The 14,463-nt window shown below is 71.0% G+C and carries 15 protein-coding genes and 1 pseudogene; 5 read left to right on the top strand and 11 right to left on the bottom strand.

All coding sequences use genetic code 11. The features are described 5' to 3' along the window. Window positions 1–11: 11 nt before the first annotated feature. Both ACIBBB_RS30120 and ACIBBB_RS30115 read left to right on the top strand, forming a co-directional pair. Entirely contained in the window at window positions 12–872 is an 861-nt protein-coding gene (locus ACIBBB_RS30120; RefSeq protein WP_398987526.1) for a hypothetical protein, read from the top strand. A 48-nt stretch (window positions 873–920) separates the two neighbouring features. Continuing rightward, window positions 921–1,682, top strand: coding sequence for a hypothetical protein (locus ACIBBB_RS30115; RefSeq protein ID WP_398987524.1), 762 nt, complete (start codon window positions 921–923; stop codon window positions 1,680–1,682). Between the two features lie 101 nt (window positions 1,683–1,783). On the opposite strand, the gene ACIBBB_RS30110 is transcribed toward ACIBBB_RS30115, so the two are convergent. The 5 genes and pseudogenes from ACIBBB_RS30110 to ACIBBB_RS30090 all read right to left on the bottom strand — a co-directional run bounded on the left by ACIBBB_RS30110 (window position 1,784) and on the right by ACIBBB_RS30090 (window position 5,685). After that, window positions 1,784–2,389 carry a DNA-binding response regulator gene (locus tag ACIBBB_RS30110; protein WP_398987522.1) on the bottom strand — a complete coding sequence of 202 codons (606 nt, stop codon included), beginning with the start codon at window positions 2,387–2,389 and terminating at the stop codon, window positions 1,784–1,786. Continuing rightward, window positions 2,386–3,603: a sensor histidine kinase gene (locus tag ACIBBB_RS30105; RefSeq protein WP_398987520.1), complete on the bottom strand. Its 1,218-nt coding sequence runs from the start codon at window positions 3,601–3,603 to the stop codon at window positions 2,386–2,388. Before ACIBBB_RS30105 ends, ACIBBB_RS30110 begins: the two co-directional genes overlap by 4 nt. A gap of 237 nt (window positions 3,604–3,840) precedes the next feature. Further along, a pseudogene (locus ACIBBB_RS30100) lies at window positions 3,841–3,966 on the bottom strand (DUF664 domain-containing protein); the annotation flags it as partial. Window positions 3,967–4,077: 111 nt separating this feature from the next. Further along, window positions 4,078–4,668 (bottom strand): TetR/AcrR family transcriptional regulator, encoded by a 591-nt coding sequence (locus ACIBBB_RS30095; RefSeq protein ID WP_398987518.1) that lies wholly within the window; start codon window positions 4,666–4,668, stop codon window positions 4,078–4,080. 153 nt (window positions 4,669–4,821) lie between these two features. Then, a complete protein-coding gene (locus ACIBBB_RS30090) occupies window positions 4,822–5,685 on the bottom strand; it encodes a DMT family transporter (protein WP_398987754.1) in 864 nt (287 codons plus the stop codon). 490 nt (window positions 5,686–6,175) lie between these two features. Between ACIBBB_RS30090 and ACIBBB_RS30085 the strand changes: the two genes are divergently transcribed. Beyond that, window positions 6,176–6,904, top strand: coding sequence for a YoaK family protein (locus tag ACIBBB_RS30085; protein ID WP_398987516.1), 729 nt, complete (start codon window positions 6,176–6,178; stop codon window positions 6,902–6,904). A gap of 12 nt (window positions 6,905–6,916) precedes the next feature. Here ACIBBB_RS30085 and ACIBBB_RS30080 read toward each other — a convergent pair whose 3' ends face one another. Continuing rightward, complete coding sequence (locus tag ACIBBB_RS30080) at window positions 6,917–7,423, bottom strand: Dps family protein (RefSeq protein WP_398987513.1); 507 nt, start codon at window positions 7,421–7,423, stop codon at window positions 6,917–6,919. 358 nt (window positions 7,424–7,781) lie between these two features. On the opposite strand from ACIBBB_RS30080, the gene ACIBBB_RS30075 reads away from it, so the two are divergent. Further along, the gene (locus ACIBBB_RS30075) at window positions 7,782–8,459 is read left to right on the top strand and encodes a hypothetical protein (protein ID WP_398987511.1); all 678 of its coding nucleotides are present in this window, start codon (window positions 7,782–7,784) and stop codon (window positions 8,457–8,459) included. A 279-nt stretch (window positions 8,460–8,738) separates the two neighbouring features. Here ACIBBB_RS30075 and ACIBBB_RS30070 read toward each other — a convergent pair whose 3' ends face one another. From ACIBBB_RS30070 to ACIBBB_RS30055, 4 genes are all read right to left on the bottom strand, one after another. Then, window positions 8,739–9,914, bottom strand: a complete 1,176-nt coding sequence (locus ACIBBB_RS30070) for an LLM class flavin-dependent oxidoreductase (RefSeq protein WP_398987509.1) — start codon at window positions 9,912–9,914, stop codon at window positions 8,739–8,741. 99 nt (window positions 9,915–10,013) lie between these two features. Continuing rightward, window positions 10,014–11,198 carry an SfnB family sulfur acquisition oxidoreductase gene (locus ACIBBB_RS30065; protein WP_398987752.1) on the bottom strand — a complete coding sequence of 395 codons (1,185 nt, stop codon included), beginning with the start codon at window positions 11,196–11,198 and terminating at the stop codon, window positions 10,014–10,016. 63 nt (window positions 11,199–11,261) lie between these two features. Continuing rightward, on the bottom strand, window positions 11,262–11,816 hold the full coding sequence (ssuE, locus tag ACIBBB_RS30060) for an NADPH-dependent FMN reductase (protein ID WP_398987507.1): 555 nt from the start codon (window positions 11,814–11,816) through the stop codon (window positions 11,262–11,264). Window positions 11,817–12,184: 368 nt separating this feature from the next. After that, entirely contained in the window at window positions 12,185–12,310 is a 126-nt protein-coding gene (locus ACIBBB_RS30055; RefSeq protein ID WP_398987505.1) for a putative leader peptide, read from the bottom strand. A 77-nt stretch (window positions 12,311–12,387) separates the two neighbouring features. Between ACIBBB_RS30055 and ACIBBB_RS30050 the strand changes: the two genes are divergently transcribed. Further along, the gene (locus tag ACIBBB_RS30050) at window positions 12,388–13,359 is read left to right on the top strand and encodes a LysR family transcriptional regulator (protein WP_398987503.1); all 972 of its coding nucleotides are present in this window, start codon (window positions 12,388–12,390) and stop codon (window positions 13,357–13,359) included. Between the two features lie 30 nt (window positions 13,360–13,389). On the opposite strand, the gene ACIBBB_RS30045 is transcribed toward ACIBBB_RS30050, so the two are convergent. Then, window positions 13,390–14,430, bottom strand: coding sequence for an LLM class flavin-dependent oxidoreductase (locus ACIBBB_RS30045; protein ID WP_398987501.1), 1,041 nt, complete (start codon window positions 14,428–14,430; stop codon window positions 13,390–13,392). Between the last annotated feature and the right edge of the window lie 33 nt (window positions 14,431–14,463).

Genomic DNA, 14,463 nt, shown 5'->3' with positions numbered 1-14,463 from the left:
GTACTGGCCAGATGAAGCCCAAGCACACGCGGGCGTTCGTCACGCGCGCCGAGCGGTCCGGCAAGGCGGCTTCCGATGCCGCCCTCGCCGGGCAGGCCGAACTCGTACGCGCCAGAGTGCGGCTCATGATCGAGATCACCGCACGGGCCGGGTCGTACCGGAAAGGCCTGGTCAAGGCCGCCGAACGTCTCAGCCCCGAGGAAGCGGTGATTCTCGACGATCTGGAGGCGCGCGGACTCCAGGTACCGCAGCTCCGGGACGTGCTGCGCGGCGGCCACGTGCTGGTGGACGATCCGCGGCTGTACGAGAAGTGGCGGCACTCCCAGGGCAGCCATCCGAGGCTTTCCAGCCACCACCGAGACATCGACAAGAAGCTCTACCCCGACATCGGGATGCACGGCCAGGTCGTACGGGAGAAACTGCACGGCCGCACCGCACAGGGCACGTGGGTACAGCTGGAGAAGACCCCGGCCGCGTTCGGCGGGCCCAAGCTGCCGCGTCCGAGCGACCTGCGGCACCTGATGGATTACGTGGTGTACAAACTCACCGACAGTAACGTCGGGCCTTGGGGTCTGTCGCGGATGACCGAGCGGCGCCCGCTGTATCTCGCGCCGGTCCTGGGGGTGCCCACGTCCCTGTCGCCGCCGATCGCGCGGTCCCTCACCCTGGCGCTGCGCCGGATCGAGGCCAACGACGACGTCACGGCCGCGTCCGAGGAACTCGCCGCCCGGTTCCCGCCCCCCCGACCGGCCGGATCTGGCCGGCGAACTGGGCCAGGCACTGTCCGCGAGGGCCGGACGGGGCCTTTTCGGCAACTCCGACGTATGGGTGACGCAGACCCCCTCCCGTACCGCCGCCGCCGTGCTCCGTGAGAGTCGGGCGGCGCCCGCCGCGGACGGGTGGCCGACAGGAGGTTCGTCATGAGCGAGGATCAGAACGGCACTCCTCCGACGTCAGCGCCGGAGCCGGGCGAGGCGTCCGTTCCCCCGGGACTGGTCACGGCCGTGGTGGATCTGGTGAACACCGGGCCGGTACTGCTCGGCGCGTACACCATCGCCGAACTCACCGCTGTCGACGCGATCGTGGACTTCCTGGAGGCACGGCCGTCGGACGACGAACTCACGGAGGCCGTACGCTCGTTGGCCGCGCGTCAACTGCTCCTGGCGGGCTCCTCGGGCGAGGAGGTCCAGGTACGGGGAGACCTGGGTATCGCCGTCGCGTTCCAGCAGCGGGCCAGGAAGGTGCTCGACGCCCGTACGACCGGAACGGAGCCGGGCGAGCCGTGGCGGATCCTGCTGCTTCCCCAGCCCGAGCGGATCTGCCTGATGGTCAGCATCGACGCGCTCGGCGTCCACCAGATCGGCCTCTACAAGCTCGACGAGGCGCTCCGTACGCTCACCGACTGGCTTCCCCGGGGCCCGTCGGCGGACACCGATCAGTCGGCGGACGCCGATGCCGTACTCACCGGGTCGGAGCGTTCCGCGCTGGTCACCGTGACCGAGTACACCGCGGTGGGATCGGCCGAGACGGCGGGCACGAGCACGGACCTGATCCTGGCCCGGAACGATGGGCGACTGCACGTCCTTTCCCGGGACCCGCAGCACCGCGAGAGGCTGGTGCCAGCCCCGGAGGACGGCAGAGACGGCGTCCGCGACAGGCTGGTGGACCTCTTGGCCGCGTAACCGGGTGACCGGGTGACCGCGTCACGCCCTTGGCCGGCGGCCCTCTCTCCGCAGGGGGTGTCTCCGAGGGGCGAGGGAGGCGTCGGGACCGACCGGACCAGTCAGAGCCAGCCGTTCTCGCGGGCGAGGCGAGCCGCGACGTGGCGGTTCCGCGCACCGAGCTTCATCGCGGCTGACGACAGGTAGTTGCGGACGGTCCCGACGGACAGCGAGGCGCGGGCGGCGATGTCCGCGACCGGCGCGCCGTACTCGGCGTACGCCAGGATTTCCGTCTCACGGGGCGTCAGCGGCGAGTCGCCCGCGGTGATGGCGTCGGCCGCGAGCTCCGGGTCGATGTAGCGGCCGCCGGTGTGGACGGTCCGGATGATCTGCGCGAGGCGGTGCGCGGACAGCGTCTTGGGTACGAAGCCGCGTACGCCGACGCTCAGCGCTCGCTTCAGGGCCCCGGCCCCGGCATGGCTGGTGACGATCAACGAGGCGCACCCGGGCAGGGAGTCGCGCAGCCGCGCGGCGACCGTCAGGCCGTCGGGTTCGGGCATCTGGAGGTCGAGAACAGCGACGTCGGGGCGGTGCGCCCCGGCCATGGCGAGGGCCTCGTCGCCGGTACCGGCCTGCGCGACGACGGTGATGTCGTCCTCCAGGGTGAGGAGGGAGGCGACCGCGCCCCGGATGAGATGTTCGTCGTCCGCCAGCAGGACCGTGATCATTCGCTTTCCTCCCACGGGACGTACGCGGTGAGGCGGAAGATCCCGCCCGGTTTCCGTTCGGTCGTCAGTGTGCCGCCGAGCGCGCTCAGACGCTCCCGAAGGCCGGCCAGACCGGTGCCGGTGTTGGTGGCGGAGAGCGCGTCAGCCGCCCCGTCGTTCTCGATCACCAGCAGGGCAGCGGCCGGACCCGCGGCGCGCAGCGACATGGTGCAGCGCGACGCGCCCTGTGCGTGGCGGAGCACATTCGTCGTCGCCTCGCGGACCACCCACCCGAGGGCCGCCTGCACCGCGTCGGGCAGGCGGTCCGACGCCCCGTACTCCATACGGCAGTTGATGCCCGCCGCCTCCAGGACGGAGCGCGCTCCGGCGAGTTCGGTGTGCAGGTCGGCGGTACGGTACCCGCGCACCACCGAGCGGATCTCCCGCTGCGACTCCTGCGCGATGCGTTGCACCTCCACCATGTGTTCGACCGCCTCCGGCCGGCCTCGCCGCGCGAGCTGTACCGCGAGTTCACTCTTGAACGCCACGACCGCGAGGTTCCGGCCCAGCACATCGTGCAGGTCACGGCCGAAACGCAGACGCTCCTCGGCGACGGCCAGCCGTGCCTGCGTCTCACGTGCGGCGGCCAGCTCCTCGACGAGCCGCACGCCCCAGCCGGATGCCCGGAACGCGACGCCCATGAACGGCACGATGATCACGGTGGCGACGATAACGACGGCCAGCAACGAGCCTGTCAGCCCCGCCGCCACCGCACCGGACAGAGACGCGAGCGTGACGGCCGCCGCGAGGAGCGCGCCGGTGCTGGGCGGCAGGGCCAGGACGGAGGGCCCGGAGAAGAACATCAGCAGCCACAGCAGGTAGGACACCAGCGCGCGGTCGTCGATGCGACCTGACGACAGCAGTACACATCCCAGCGCCGCCATGGCCACGGTCAGAGTCGTGTACGCCACCACGAGACCGTCGGGCCGTGGGCCGGCGGCGAGGTAGCGGCGCAGGGCCGCGCGGCTCAGCAGGATCTGGATCGCGGCATGCGCGATGCCCAGTGCGGCCACGGATGCCCGTACGGCTGCGCCCGTATCCGTCGTCGCCGCCCAGAGGGCCCAGAGCCCCGTCTCGCAGACGGCGAAGAAGCCCACGCCGCCCAGCGCGGAGCGCCGGTACTGGTCGGCGCCGTTCGGGCCTCCGAGCCGTTCCACCCAGTCGTGCACGCTCACCTTCAGCTCTCCCGTCCTGCCCGCATCTCCGGTCCCGGTTCCGCACCCGTACGGTGCCGGTGTCGCCCCCCCCGGTAGCCGCGCCGCACTCTGGCGGCTTCGATCGCTGTGACCATGCTCTCCACACTCCCGTCGACACGGGGTGGGTGGCAGTGCCGTCTGTCATGGGTGCGCATGACATCTCTCATGCGCGCGCATGCGCACCTATGACAGTCAAGGCAGGCACGGACGTGGCCTTCAGCGGCCGATGGAACCGTCGGCCTGCTCACGGAGGATGTCGGCGTGGCCCGCGTGCCGTCCGGTCTCCTCGATCATGTGCACCAGGACCCATCGCGCGGCTGTCCCGCGACCCCTCGCCGTCGGTGACACCGCGGACCTTCGAAAGCATCGGTCGGCAGGTCCGCGAGCCGGGCGTGCCCGAGGGCAGGCGGCTCACGGCGGCCTCCGCCCTGAGGCACTACATCCTCCGCCCGGTCAGGAGGGTTGGCGTAGTCCCGCGACGAGAAGCGCGACCAGGCGGCGCGCGTCGTAGCCGGGGTCGCTGTCGGCGCCGATACAGAGGTTGCCGATTCCGCGCATGAGTTGGAGGGCTTCGAGTCCGGAGCGGATCTCACCGGAGGCGACGGCAGCGTCCAGTAGCCGGGTGCACACCGGCAGGAGACGGTCGAGGAAGTACGCGTGCAGCGTTTCGAAGCTGGCGTTGTCGGTCTGTAGCGCGGCTGCGAGGCCGTGCTTGGTGACCAGGAAGTCGACGAAGAGATCGACCCACCGTTCGAGGGCGGCGTGTGGCGTCGGACTGCTCGCCAGGAGGACCGGCCCTGCTTCGGCGCAGGCGTCGACCTGATGCCGGTAGACGGCGATGACGAGGTCCGCCCGGGTGGGAAAGTGGCGGTAGATCGTACCCATCCCGACACCGGCCTTGGCCGCGATGTCGCGTACAGGCGCTTCCACACCCGAGGTGACGAAGACGGCGGCGGCCGCTTCGAGCAGGGCCTGGTGGTTACGCCGGGCATCCTTGCGCTTGGACCCCACCGCGCTTCCCGCACCCTGACCGCTGCTGCTCACGGCCGACGCTCCTTCCGCGTGACAGACCGGAACCATGATCCGTATCGATTCGGAGTGAAGTTCCGTTTCGCCCATGATGACAGACCGGGTGACCGGCGGCCAAGCCGTCCAGTGCGGGCGCCGTGGCGCGCTTGAAATGGGGGTGGTCGTTGTTCAGCCGGAGACTTCGCGGGTGAGGGGGATGGCTCGGGAGAGGTAGACCGTGCTGATGACGATCACGGCAACGCCGCCGAGTTGGGGGAGGAACCACCAGCCCGTCCGGATGTGTTCGGAGTAGAGCGCGATACCGAGGACGAGGCTGACTGTCGCGTCGCCAATCGTCAGGGCGGGCTGTGAGGCGGCGATCGGTCCGGCCTGGAGGGCGTTCTCGAGGAGGAATACCGCCGCGATTCCGCACGCGATGAATCCGTAGGTCTGCCAGGTGGCGAGGAAGGCGACGAAGCCGTCTTCCGAGAAGGTGTTGGCGGCGGACTTGATCAATGCGGCGGTCAGTGCGTTGCCGACGGCGGCCGCCGTTCCGAGGAGGGCGGCTCTGCCCGCGCCGGACGGGAGGCGGGTCGCGAGGAGCGCGGCGAGTCCCATCGCGCCCAGGCACAGAATGATGGCGATGATCCACGAGTCCATCGGGGCATGGGTCGTGCCGGGGCTGGGGTCCGCGGCGGCCACGGCCAGGGCGAGGCCGGCGACCAGGCAGCCGATCGCGTACCAGCCCGTCGGTGGCAGGGAGCGGTGCAGGACGGGCAGGGCGATCAGCAGCGCGAATGGCAGTTCAAGGATGAATACGGGCTGGGCGAGAGACAGCGGTCCCTCGATGAGCGCGAGGGCCTGGAAGAACGCCGCGCAGGCGACAGCGCAGATGCCGAGCAGCCATACGGGCTGGCGGACCATGTCCAGCAGGAGACGGAAACGGAACGCGTCGCCGCGTGGTACCACGAGGGCGGCTTTTCGCTGGAGCACCGTGCCCGTCGCATTGCTCGCGGCTCCCAACAGCGCGAAGAGAATACAAAGGATCGTCAGATCGGGCTCCCGGAGCAGGCGGGCGGTCTTCGAGGACGGCAGGGGTTGAGTCGCCCTCAGCATCACCGACGCTTCCTGCCGGCGCCCGCTCCGCCGACGCAGACCCGTCCGTCGTTCACCCGAACGACGGGGGCGGGCCCGGCACCAAGTTGAACCGGTCGGGTCTCCGGTGGGCGCGGGTCTGGCCACGCGCCACCCGTCCGGCGGGCCGGTCCCTGCCGACCCGCGTGTGCATGTGGTCGGAGACCTGCTGGGCGGCGCTTCGTTCATCACGTCGAGCATCGCCGGCGTCGCCGCCCAGGCCCCCCGCACGGCACGGGCGCTCCGCAGTCCCTGACGGCCTGTCACCCAGGGTGGCGGCCACGTGTCGGAGCCGGTCATGTCGGTCGGCGTCCGTCAGGGTGTTGCGGTGGGCGGCCCGGAATTTCTTGCCCGTGTTCCCTCCGGTCGCGTGCATTTGTCAGGGACGGCATCGGGAGAGGCACGGTTGATGCGAAGAACCTTGAGTGAGATCCGGGAGGTGCTGGTTCCTGACCTGTCGGGCCGGCATGGCCCGTTGCCACCCCTGTTGCTCGTACTGACGGTGGTCACCGGTCTGGTGGACGCGTTCAGCTATCTCGCTCTGGGCCGGGTCTTCGTGGCGAACATGACCGGCAACATCGTCTTCCTCGGCTTCGCTCTGGCGGGAGCTTCCGGTTTCTCGGTGGTGGCATCCGTTCTGGCGCTGGCGGCGTTCGCCGCCGGTGCGGTGGGCGGGGGGCGGCTGGCCCACCGGGTGCCCAGGCATCGTGGCAGGGTGCTGTTGTCGGTCACTGTGGTGCAGACCGTGCTGCTGTTGGCGGCGTGGGTGACCAGCCGGGTGGCGGATCCGCCGTTCGACGGCGGAGTCCGGTGGGTGCTGATCGTGCTGCTCGCGGTGGCCATGGGCGCGCAGAACGCGGTGGTGCGGTCCCTGGCTGTGCCAGATCTGACCACGACGGTTCTGACGATGACGATCACCGGTATCGCGGCGGACGGCCGTCTGGGGGGTGGCGGTGGGGCGAGGGCGGGTGTGCGGTTCGTGACGGCGGTGGCCATGTTCCTGGGTGCCCTGGCCGGTGCGGCACTCATCGTCCACGGGAACACGGACATTCCTCTGCTGTGCGCGGCGTGTGTGGTGGCCGCTGTCGCATTCGCCCTGGTGCCGGTACGGCTGGCGCGCGGGTCCTGGACCGGTTGAGGTGCCCGGTGTTCAGACGGTCCGGTTCTCCGCGCTGACCATCCAGGCGTGCTTCTCGAAGTCGTCGATGATGCTGTGCAGGAGGTCGGCCGTCGAGGGGTCCTCGCGGTCGACCTGGTCGTGGTAGGTACGCACGGTGTCGACGGCGGCCCGCAGGCGCACGGTGAAGAGGTCGACCACGGTGCTGACGCTCTGTTCGCCCGTCGGGTACGAGGGCAGGGTGGTGGTCGCCGCCACGGTGTCGGAGCGCCCGTCGGGGACCGTTCCGAGCGCCCGCATGCGTTCGGCGATGGTGTCGGCCGCCTCCCTGGCGTCGTCGATGATCTGGTCGAGCTGGAGATGCAGGTCCCTGAAGTTGTGGCCGACCACATTCCAGTGGGCCTGCTTGCCCTGAATGTTCAGCTCGATCAGGTCCACGACGATCTGCTGCAGTGCCTGGGCGAACTGGGGGGATGCCTGGAACCCGGTGATGTCCTTGTCGGCTCGTCGGGAGGACCCGGGGGCGGCGGAAGCGGTCATGTCGGCTCTCCTTGGGGGGGACTGGCGGCAGACGTGCGGTGTCGGCTCCTACCGACATTACGAAGAACCGCCCCTGGCGCCACTCGACCGCCGCCCGTGACGGCCGCGAATCCGTCTCATCGGCGCGGCTGGGACGGTGTTGCCCGGAAGGCTCACACGTTCGGCCGCGTCCGTCCGGACCGCGCGGGGCCGCGGGGGCGACGTGCGCCAAACGGCCTCGGTCTGTTCGCCGAAGCTGTCCGGCAGTGTGCGACGGCCTGGCTCCATGGTCGGTCAGCCGCGCTTGGGGGAGGGAACCGTTGTCCCGGAGTGAACGTCCGTGTGCAGTGGCTGGCTTGGGCGATCAGGTGGGGGCGCTGTGCTTGCGGAGGAGTACGGGTACTGGATCTCGGAGAGGTCCGCCAAGGAGAATCCGGCGACGGAGCGCTGGATGCGCGACCGGGCCGATCAGGAGCGGCGGAATCTGAGGAACCGGGGTGTGGGGCTGACTGTCCTCGGCGCGGCGTTGTGCGGGGGAGGGGGCTGTCTTGTGCGGTTCAGCTCCTGGGGAGCGGCGCTCTTCGGCCTGGGGCCTCTGCCCCTGTTGGTCGGGCTGCTGTTTCTGCTCTTTCACCGGCGTGTGTCGGGCCGACTCCCTCCCCAGCTCGCCGAGATGCGGTGGCAGGCGTGGCCGTGCCGGCTCGACGGTCCGGAGCCTCTGCTGCGTCGGTCCGTTACGGCGACCGTGACCTTGCTCAGTCCGCAGCGGGAGGCTGTCAGGAGCTACCGGGGCGCTGTGCCCGCCGCTACCTGGCGCCGTATGACGGACGGCTACGGGGTGCTGTGGGTGTGCGGTGACCTCCGTGTCGGCCTCTGGGTCGCCGATCCGGGTGGTACCCCTGTGTGGTTCATGCAGCCGGCTACCGAGGACACCCGGGCGCCTTCCGCTCCCACTGCTCCCGCGACGCCGGGCCTGGCGGCAGCGGCGGCGGACGCCGCCGTGCGGCAGGCTTCCTCCGCTGTCACACGCAGCTGGCTGGGGAGCATGGGCTTGTGACGGTGTGAAACCGGCCGTCCCCGGGGTCCCCGGGGACGGAATGGCCCATACGGCCCCGGGTGTCCGTCTTCGTGCTGCCGACGGCCCGCATTTCGCGGTTCACCGGCGAACACGATGGTGACCTTCGTGACCCCCTGCCGGCTGTAAGGGCTGATGATCGAGGCGATGCCAGGGTCGGCGGCGACCTCGGCGAGCGTGGCGGTGACCGGCTGCCGGACCGATCCGAGCGGACCGTGGCGGCGCCGAGGGTCTCGATGACGATCCGGTCGCCCTCGCCGGTCAGCGTGCGGCCCCGATCCCGCCCGCGAACGGGACCTGGACACCGCCCAGATCATCCGTCGTGCCCGCCGCTCCCGCCTCGGGGTGGCGCCACAGCCCCTCGGCGGCCAGCAGCGGCAGCACACCCTCCCCGAACCAGTACGCCTCCTCGACATGCGGATGCCCGGAGAGGATGAACTCGTCGATACCGAGCCGGTGGTATTCGGTGATGCGTTCCGCGACCTCGGTGTGGCTGCCGACCAGTGCCGTCCCGGCGCCGCCGCGGACCAGACCGATGCCGGCCCACAGGTTGGGCGAGATCTCCAGCCCGTCGTCGCTGCCGCCGTGCAGCGCGAGCATCCGCCGCTGGCCCTCCGACTCGCTGCGGGCGAGCCCGGCCTGGACGGTCCGTACGGCCTCGGGCGAGAAACCGGCCAGCAGCCGCCGGGTCTCGGCCCAGGCGGCGTCCGCGGTGTCCCGCGCGATGACGTGCAGCCTGATGCCGAAGCGCACCGTACGCCCCTGGGCCTCGGCCAGCCGCCTGATCCACGCGATTTTCTCGGCGACCTGCGCGGGCGGTTCGCCCCAGGTCAGATATACGTCGCTGTGCCGGGCCGCGACCTCTCCCGCCGCGGAGGAAGAGCCGCCGAAGTAGACCTCGGGCACGGGATCGGGCACCCGCGTCAGCCCGGCGTCCTCGACCCGCAGGTGCTCGCCCCCGAAGTCCACCGACCTGCCCTGCCACAACTCCCGCACGATGTGCAGGAATTCGCCGGTACGGGCGTAGCGGGCGTCCTTGTCGAGGAAGTCCCCGTACGCGCGCTGCTCGTGGCTCTCGCCGCCGGTCACCACGTTGAGCAGCAGCCTGCCGCCGGTGTGGCGCTGGTACGTGGCGGCCATCTGGGCGGCCAGGGTCGGTACGACGAAGCCGGGGCGGAAGGCCACCAGGAACTTCAGCCGTTCGGTCTCGCGGGCGAGCATGGCGGTGGTCAGCCAGGCGTCCTCGCACCAGGCTCCGGTGGGTGTCAGGGCGCCGGTGAAGCCCAACTGCTCGGCCGCGCGGGCGATTTGGGTCAGATAGCCGAGGGTGGCCGGCCGTCGGCCCCCGGCTGCGCCGACGGGGACGCCGTGCCCGCCGCCGACGACGTCGCGGCTGTCCCCGTAGGTGGGGAGGAACCAGTGGAAGGTGAGGCTCATCGGTGTCGGTCTCCGATCGATCGGGCGGAGGTATCAGGAGGTCCGGAGGTGCGGAGGTCCGGAGAACGCGTGGGTTGTTCAGGTGGCCCGGGGACCGGCTCAGAGGAGGCCGTGGCGCGGCGGCCGGGTGCCGTTCAGGACGAAGCGCCCGATGTGCTGGACCTTCCAGCGGGCAGGGTCGTGCAGGGTGTGGGTGCGGGCGTCGCGCCAGTGCCGGTGCAGATTGAGGGCGTCCAGCGCGGACCGGGTGCCGGACACCTCGAAGACGGCGCTGGCCGTGTCGACGGCGGCGCCCGCGGCGAAGGCCCGTACGGCGGCCACCGCTACCGACGCCTCGGCCGCGCTGTCGTCGGTGAGGTCGGCGGACGCCGCGTCGACCGAGCGCCCGGCAGCCGACAACAAGGCCTCGGCCGCCCGCAGTTGGATCGCCAGTTCGCCGAACCGCTGGATGAGCAGGGGGTCCTCGTCGGCCCGCTCGAAGCCGCTCTCGAACCACGGCCGGCTCTTCGTCCGTACGAACTCGACCGCCTCGGCAAGCGCGCCGCCCGCGATGCCGACGTCGATCGCCGCGTGCAGCAACTGTGCTACGGCGCCGTGCAGTTGGGGGCCCTCGAAGGTGAGGTGGTGCGGCACCACCCGGTCGGCGGGCACCGCGACCGCGTCGAGCCGGACCGTTCCGCTGGCGGTGGTGCGCTGCCCCATGCCGTCCCAGTCGTCCACCACCGTCACCCCGTCGGTGTCGCGCGGTACGAACGCGACGTGCGGGTCGTCGTTCGCGGCACGGGCCAGCACCGGGATCCAGTGGGCGAACAGGGCCCCGGTGGCGTAGTGCTTGACACCGTCCAGCCGGTACGAGCCGTCGGGGAGGGGTTCGAGGCGGGTCCGGATGTCCTGGATGTGCCGGGTCCCCGCCTCCGACTGGGCGTTCCCGAACCGGCGCCCCGCGAGCAGCTCGCCGAAGAAGAACTTCCGCTGCTCCTCGGTGCCCTGCGCGCGGAGCACGTTGACGTACGCGAAGTGGCTCTGCGGGATCTGCGCGAGGCTGGGATCGGCGGTCGCCAGCAGCCGGAAGATCTCGGCGAGCGTCTCGGCGCGTATGCCGGCGCCGCCGTACGCGGCCGGGACGGTGACGGCCAGCAGGCCGGTCGCCGTGAGCCGGTCGAGTTCGGCGTGCGGCAGCGTACGGGAGGCGTCCCGCCCGGCGGCACCGGCCCGGAACTCCTCGGCGAGAGCGGCGGCGGTGCGCAGGGCTTCCGCGTCGTCGGCGATCACATGGGTGGTCACGGTCACAGCGGTCTCCAGAGAAGAGAGGGCGGGGAGGCAGGGGCGGACAGCGGGAGATGAGGCTCAGCTCGCGGCGCGGAGGAGCACGTCGCTCCCGAGGGCGGTGGAGAACTGCGCGAGTACCTGGTCGAGTGCCCCTGCCGTGCTTTCCTCGATCTCTGTCGACCCGTCCTGAGCGGCCACTATGTGCCGGTCCAGGACGAACCATCCCGGCACGACGTGCGTCGCCCCCATCGCCGAGAGCACCGGGCGGAGCGCGTAGTCGATGGCCAGGACGTGCGCGACGGAGCCGCCGGTGGCGAGCGGGAGGACGACCTTGTCCGCCAGTGCGTACTGCGGCAGCAGGTCGAGCAGAGACTTCAGCAGTCCGGAGTACGCGGCCTTGTAGACCGGGGTGCCGATGACGACGCCGTCCGCGCGCGCGAACAGCTCGGTGGCGCGCTTGATGTCGGGGTGGGCGAAGTCGGCGCCCAGCAGGGCCTCGGCGGAGAGGGTACGGACGTCGAGGGGGACGACCTGGTGGCCTTGGGCGATCAGCGCCGCGTCGAGATGCCGCAGCAGACGGGCGGTGCGTGACGTCGGGGACGGACTCCCCGAGACGGACAGAACGGTGGCCATGAGAGCTCGCTTCCGTGTTCGGGTGAATGGGGGAATGGACGGGCGGACGGGCGGACAGGCGGTCGGGCGGACGGGTGGGGTCAGGACTGGAGGAGCCCGGATGCGGTGCGGCCCACCTTCTCCTCGGATGCGAGGAGTTCGGTCTCCCTCTCCCGTAGATCCACACCGAGCCGCTTGTACGCGACGACGCGCTCGGCGATCTGCTCCGGGGTGCGGCCTCGGAGGGGAGGCCGGCGTCCGCCGCCTGACGGCCCGGGGGAGAGGGGGCGGTACGCGCTACCTGTCGCCAGGTACGACGCGGTCTACGGGCACCGCGGCCGACGAGTCCGGAAATGTCGAACTGACGTGCCACGCAGGGACGTTGCCCCTCAGGCCGCGCGACAACAGAAGGCACTGGAGACACGGGCGAGGTCGATATGACGTCGCCGCGTCAGGATCCGTTGCGCCGGGACCGGCGCCGACTGGGAATGGCCCACGTCATCGAGAGTACGCATGCCGGGCCGCCGGGTCGAGACGGCATTCACGAGGGACTGGTAGGGTCTCCCTTTCATTCAGCGGGCATGAGGCCGTCGTGCGGATCGAACAGCTCACCTATCTGGAGGCGGTCACCCGCCTGGGATCGCTGCGCCGCGCGGCCGAGGAACTGCACATCTCCCAGCCCGCGTTGAGCGAGACCGTCCGCAATCTGGAGCGCGAGCTGGGTGTGGTCCTGCTGGACCGCAAGCGGTCCGGGGCCAAGATCAGCGAGGACGGAAGGGCGCTGCTGCCGCACATCATCGGCGTCCTGGACGCGGTCGACCGGCTGCGGAGGGCCGCGGACCACCAGCACCACACCACTCGGATGGTCAGGCTCGGTACGGTCAGCGCGGCCACCGTGCCGCTGCTGGTGCCGGCCGTACGGGAATTCCGCGAGGCGCGGCCCGGCACCCAGGTCGAGGTGGTCGGCGCGCAGCAGGCCGACATCCACCGGGAGCTTCTGGAGGGCAGTCTGGATCTCGGCCTGGTGAACTACCTCGCCGGCGACGACCGCCCGCCGGACCTGGAGACGACCGAACTGCTGCGCTGCCGCGCGGTGGTGTGCCTGCACCCGGACAGCCCGCTGGCGGCGATGCGTACGGTCCGGGTCGCCGACCTGCTCACGGAACCGCTGATCGTGATGCGCTCGGGCTATGTGATGCACCGTTACGTCCACCGCCTGCTCCGTGGCCGGCCGCCCTCCTTCTCGTACTCCACGGACGGTGCCGAGATGGGCAAACTGATGGTCGCCGAGGGCCTGGGCTCCACGGTGCTGCCCGCCTTCAGCGTGCTCGGCGACCCCCTGGAGCGGCAGGGCGCCATTACCTGCCGTCCCCTGGCGGACGACGACACGGAGGTCCTGATGGTGATCCAGCGCCGCCCGTCGTCCTCGATGCCCCGAGCGGTCCGCACGCTCCACGACATCTTCGTCACCCACGCGGCGTCCCACCCGGACGCGGTGCGGGGCCCGGCGACCGGCACGGTGCCGGGGCCGCCCGGGTCGGGGGCGTCGGGGCCACGGGTCTGAAGCGCGGGTGGACGAGCCCCGCGGGCCCCGTCAGGGAGCGGTCGGGCGGTGGCCGAGAGCCGGGGCGAGGCCGGTGGCGATATCTGTGAGGATCTGGACGTAGTCGTCGTGGTCGAAGGTGAACGGCAGCGCGAACGCGACCTCGTCGATCTCCTGGAACGCGGCGTGTTCGTGGAGCCGTTCGGCGATCTCCGTGGACGGGCCGACGAGGTCGGGCGCGAACATCAGACGGGCCGGGCCCTGGGGCGTGGCGGTGCGGGGCAGGCGGGTACGGGCGTACTCCTCGTACTTGGCGCGCTGCGCCGCCGTCGCATGATCGGTCGGGATCACGACCAGGCCCTGTGAGACCCGGGCGCGGTCGCCGTCGGGGTGGTGGGCGCGGAAGGCGCGGACATGGGAGAGCTGGATCGCGGCGAAGTCTCTTGCCGCGCCCGGCCCTTCGCCGTCCTCCGCCTTCACCACGCTGCTGGTGAGGAAGTTCATCCCGTTCTCACCGGCCCACCGCGCGGACCGCAGGCTCGCGCCTCCGTACCACATACGGCGTCCCAGACCGGACGCCTGGGGTTGTACGAGGTCCGAGAAGACCTCGAAGCCCTCAACTCCCGCCGACCGCGTGGCGGGTTCACCGCGTACGTGGTCCAGCAGCCGCCGTACCCGCTTGTAACCGAAGTCCTCGGCGTCGGCGGTGTCGGGGTAGAGCGCCCCCTTGACCTGGTCGTAGTGCATCGGGGGGCCGACGCTGACTCCGGGGTTGAGCCGTCCTTTGGACAGGATGTCGACGGTCGCCAGGTCCTCGGCCAGCCGCAGCGGATTCTCCCAGCCGAGGGGGATGACGGCGGTGCCCAGCTCGATACGGCTGGTGCGCTGCGAGGCGGCGGCCAGGACGGCGACAGGGGAGGAGATGCCGTACTGGAGATGCCGGTGCCGCACCCACGCGCTGTCGAACCCCAGCCGTTCCCCCAACTCGATTATCTCCAGGGTCGACTCGTGCCCGCGGCGGGGGTCTGCCGGGTCGAACAGGCCGATCGTCAGGAAGCCCAACTTCCGCAACGGCTCCGAGGTCAGTGGCACGGGACGGCTCCTCCGTCGTCTGCGGCGTACTCC

The sequence above is a fragment of the Streptomyces sp. NPDC051217 genome, assembly GCF_044455465.1.
Classification (GTDB): Bacteria; Actinomycetota; Actinomycetes; order Streptomycetales; family Streptomycetaceae; genus Streptomyces.
The sequence above is the reverse complement of the archived record's forward strand: the minus strand, read 5'-3'. Positions and strand labels throughout refer to the sequence as shown.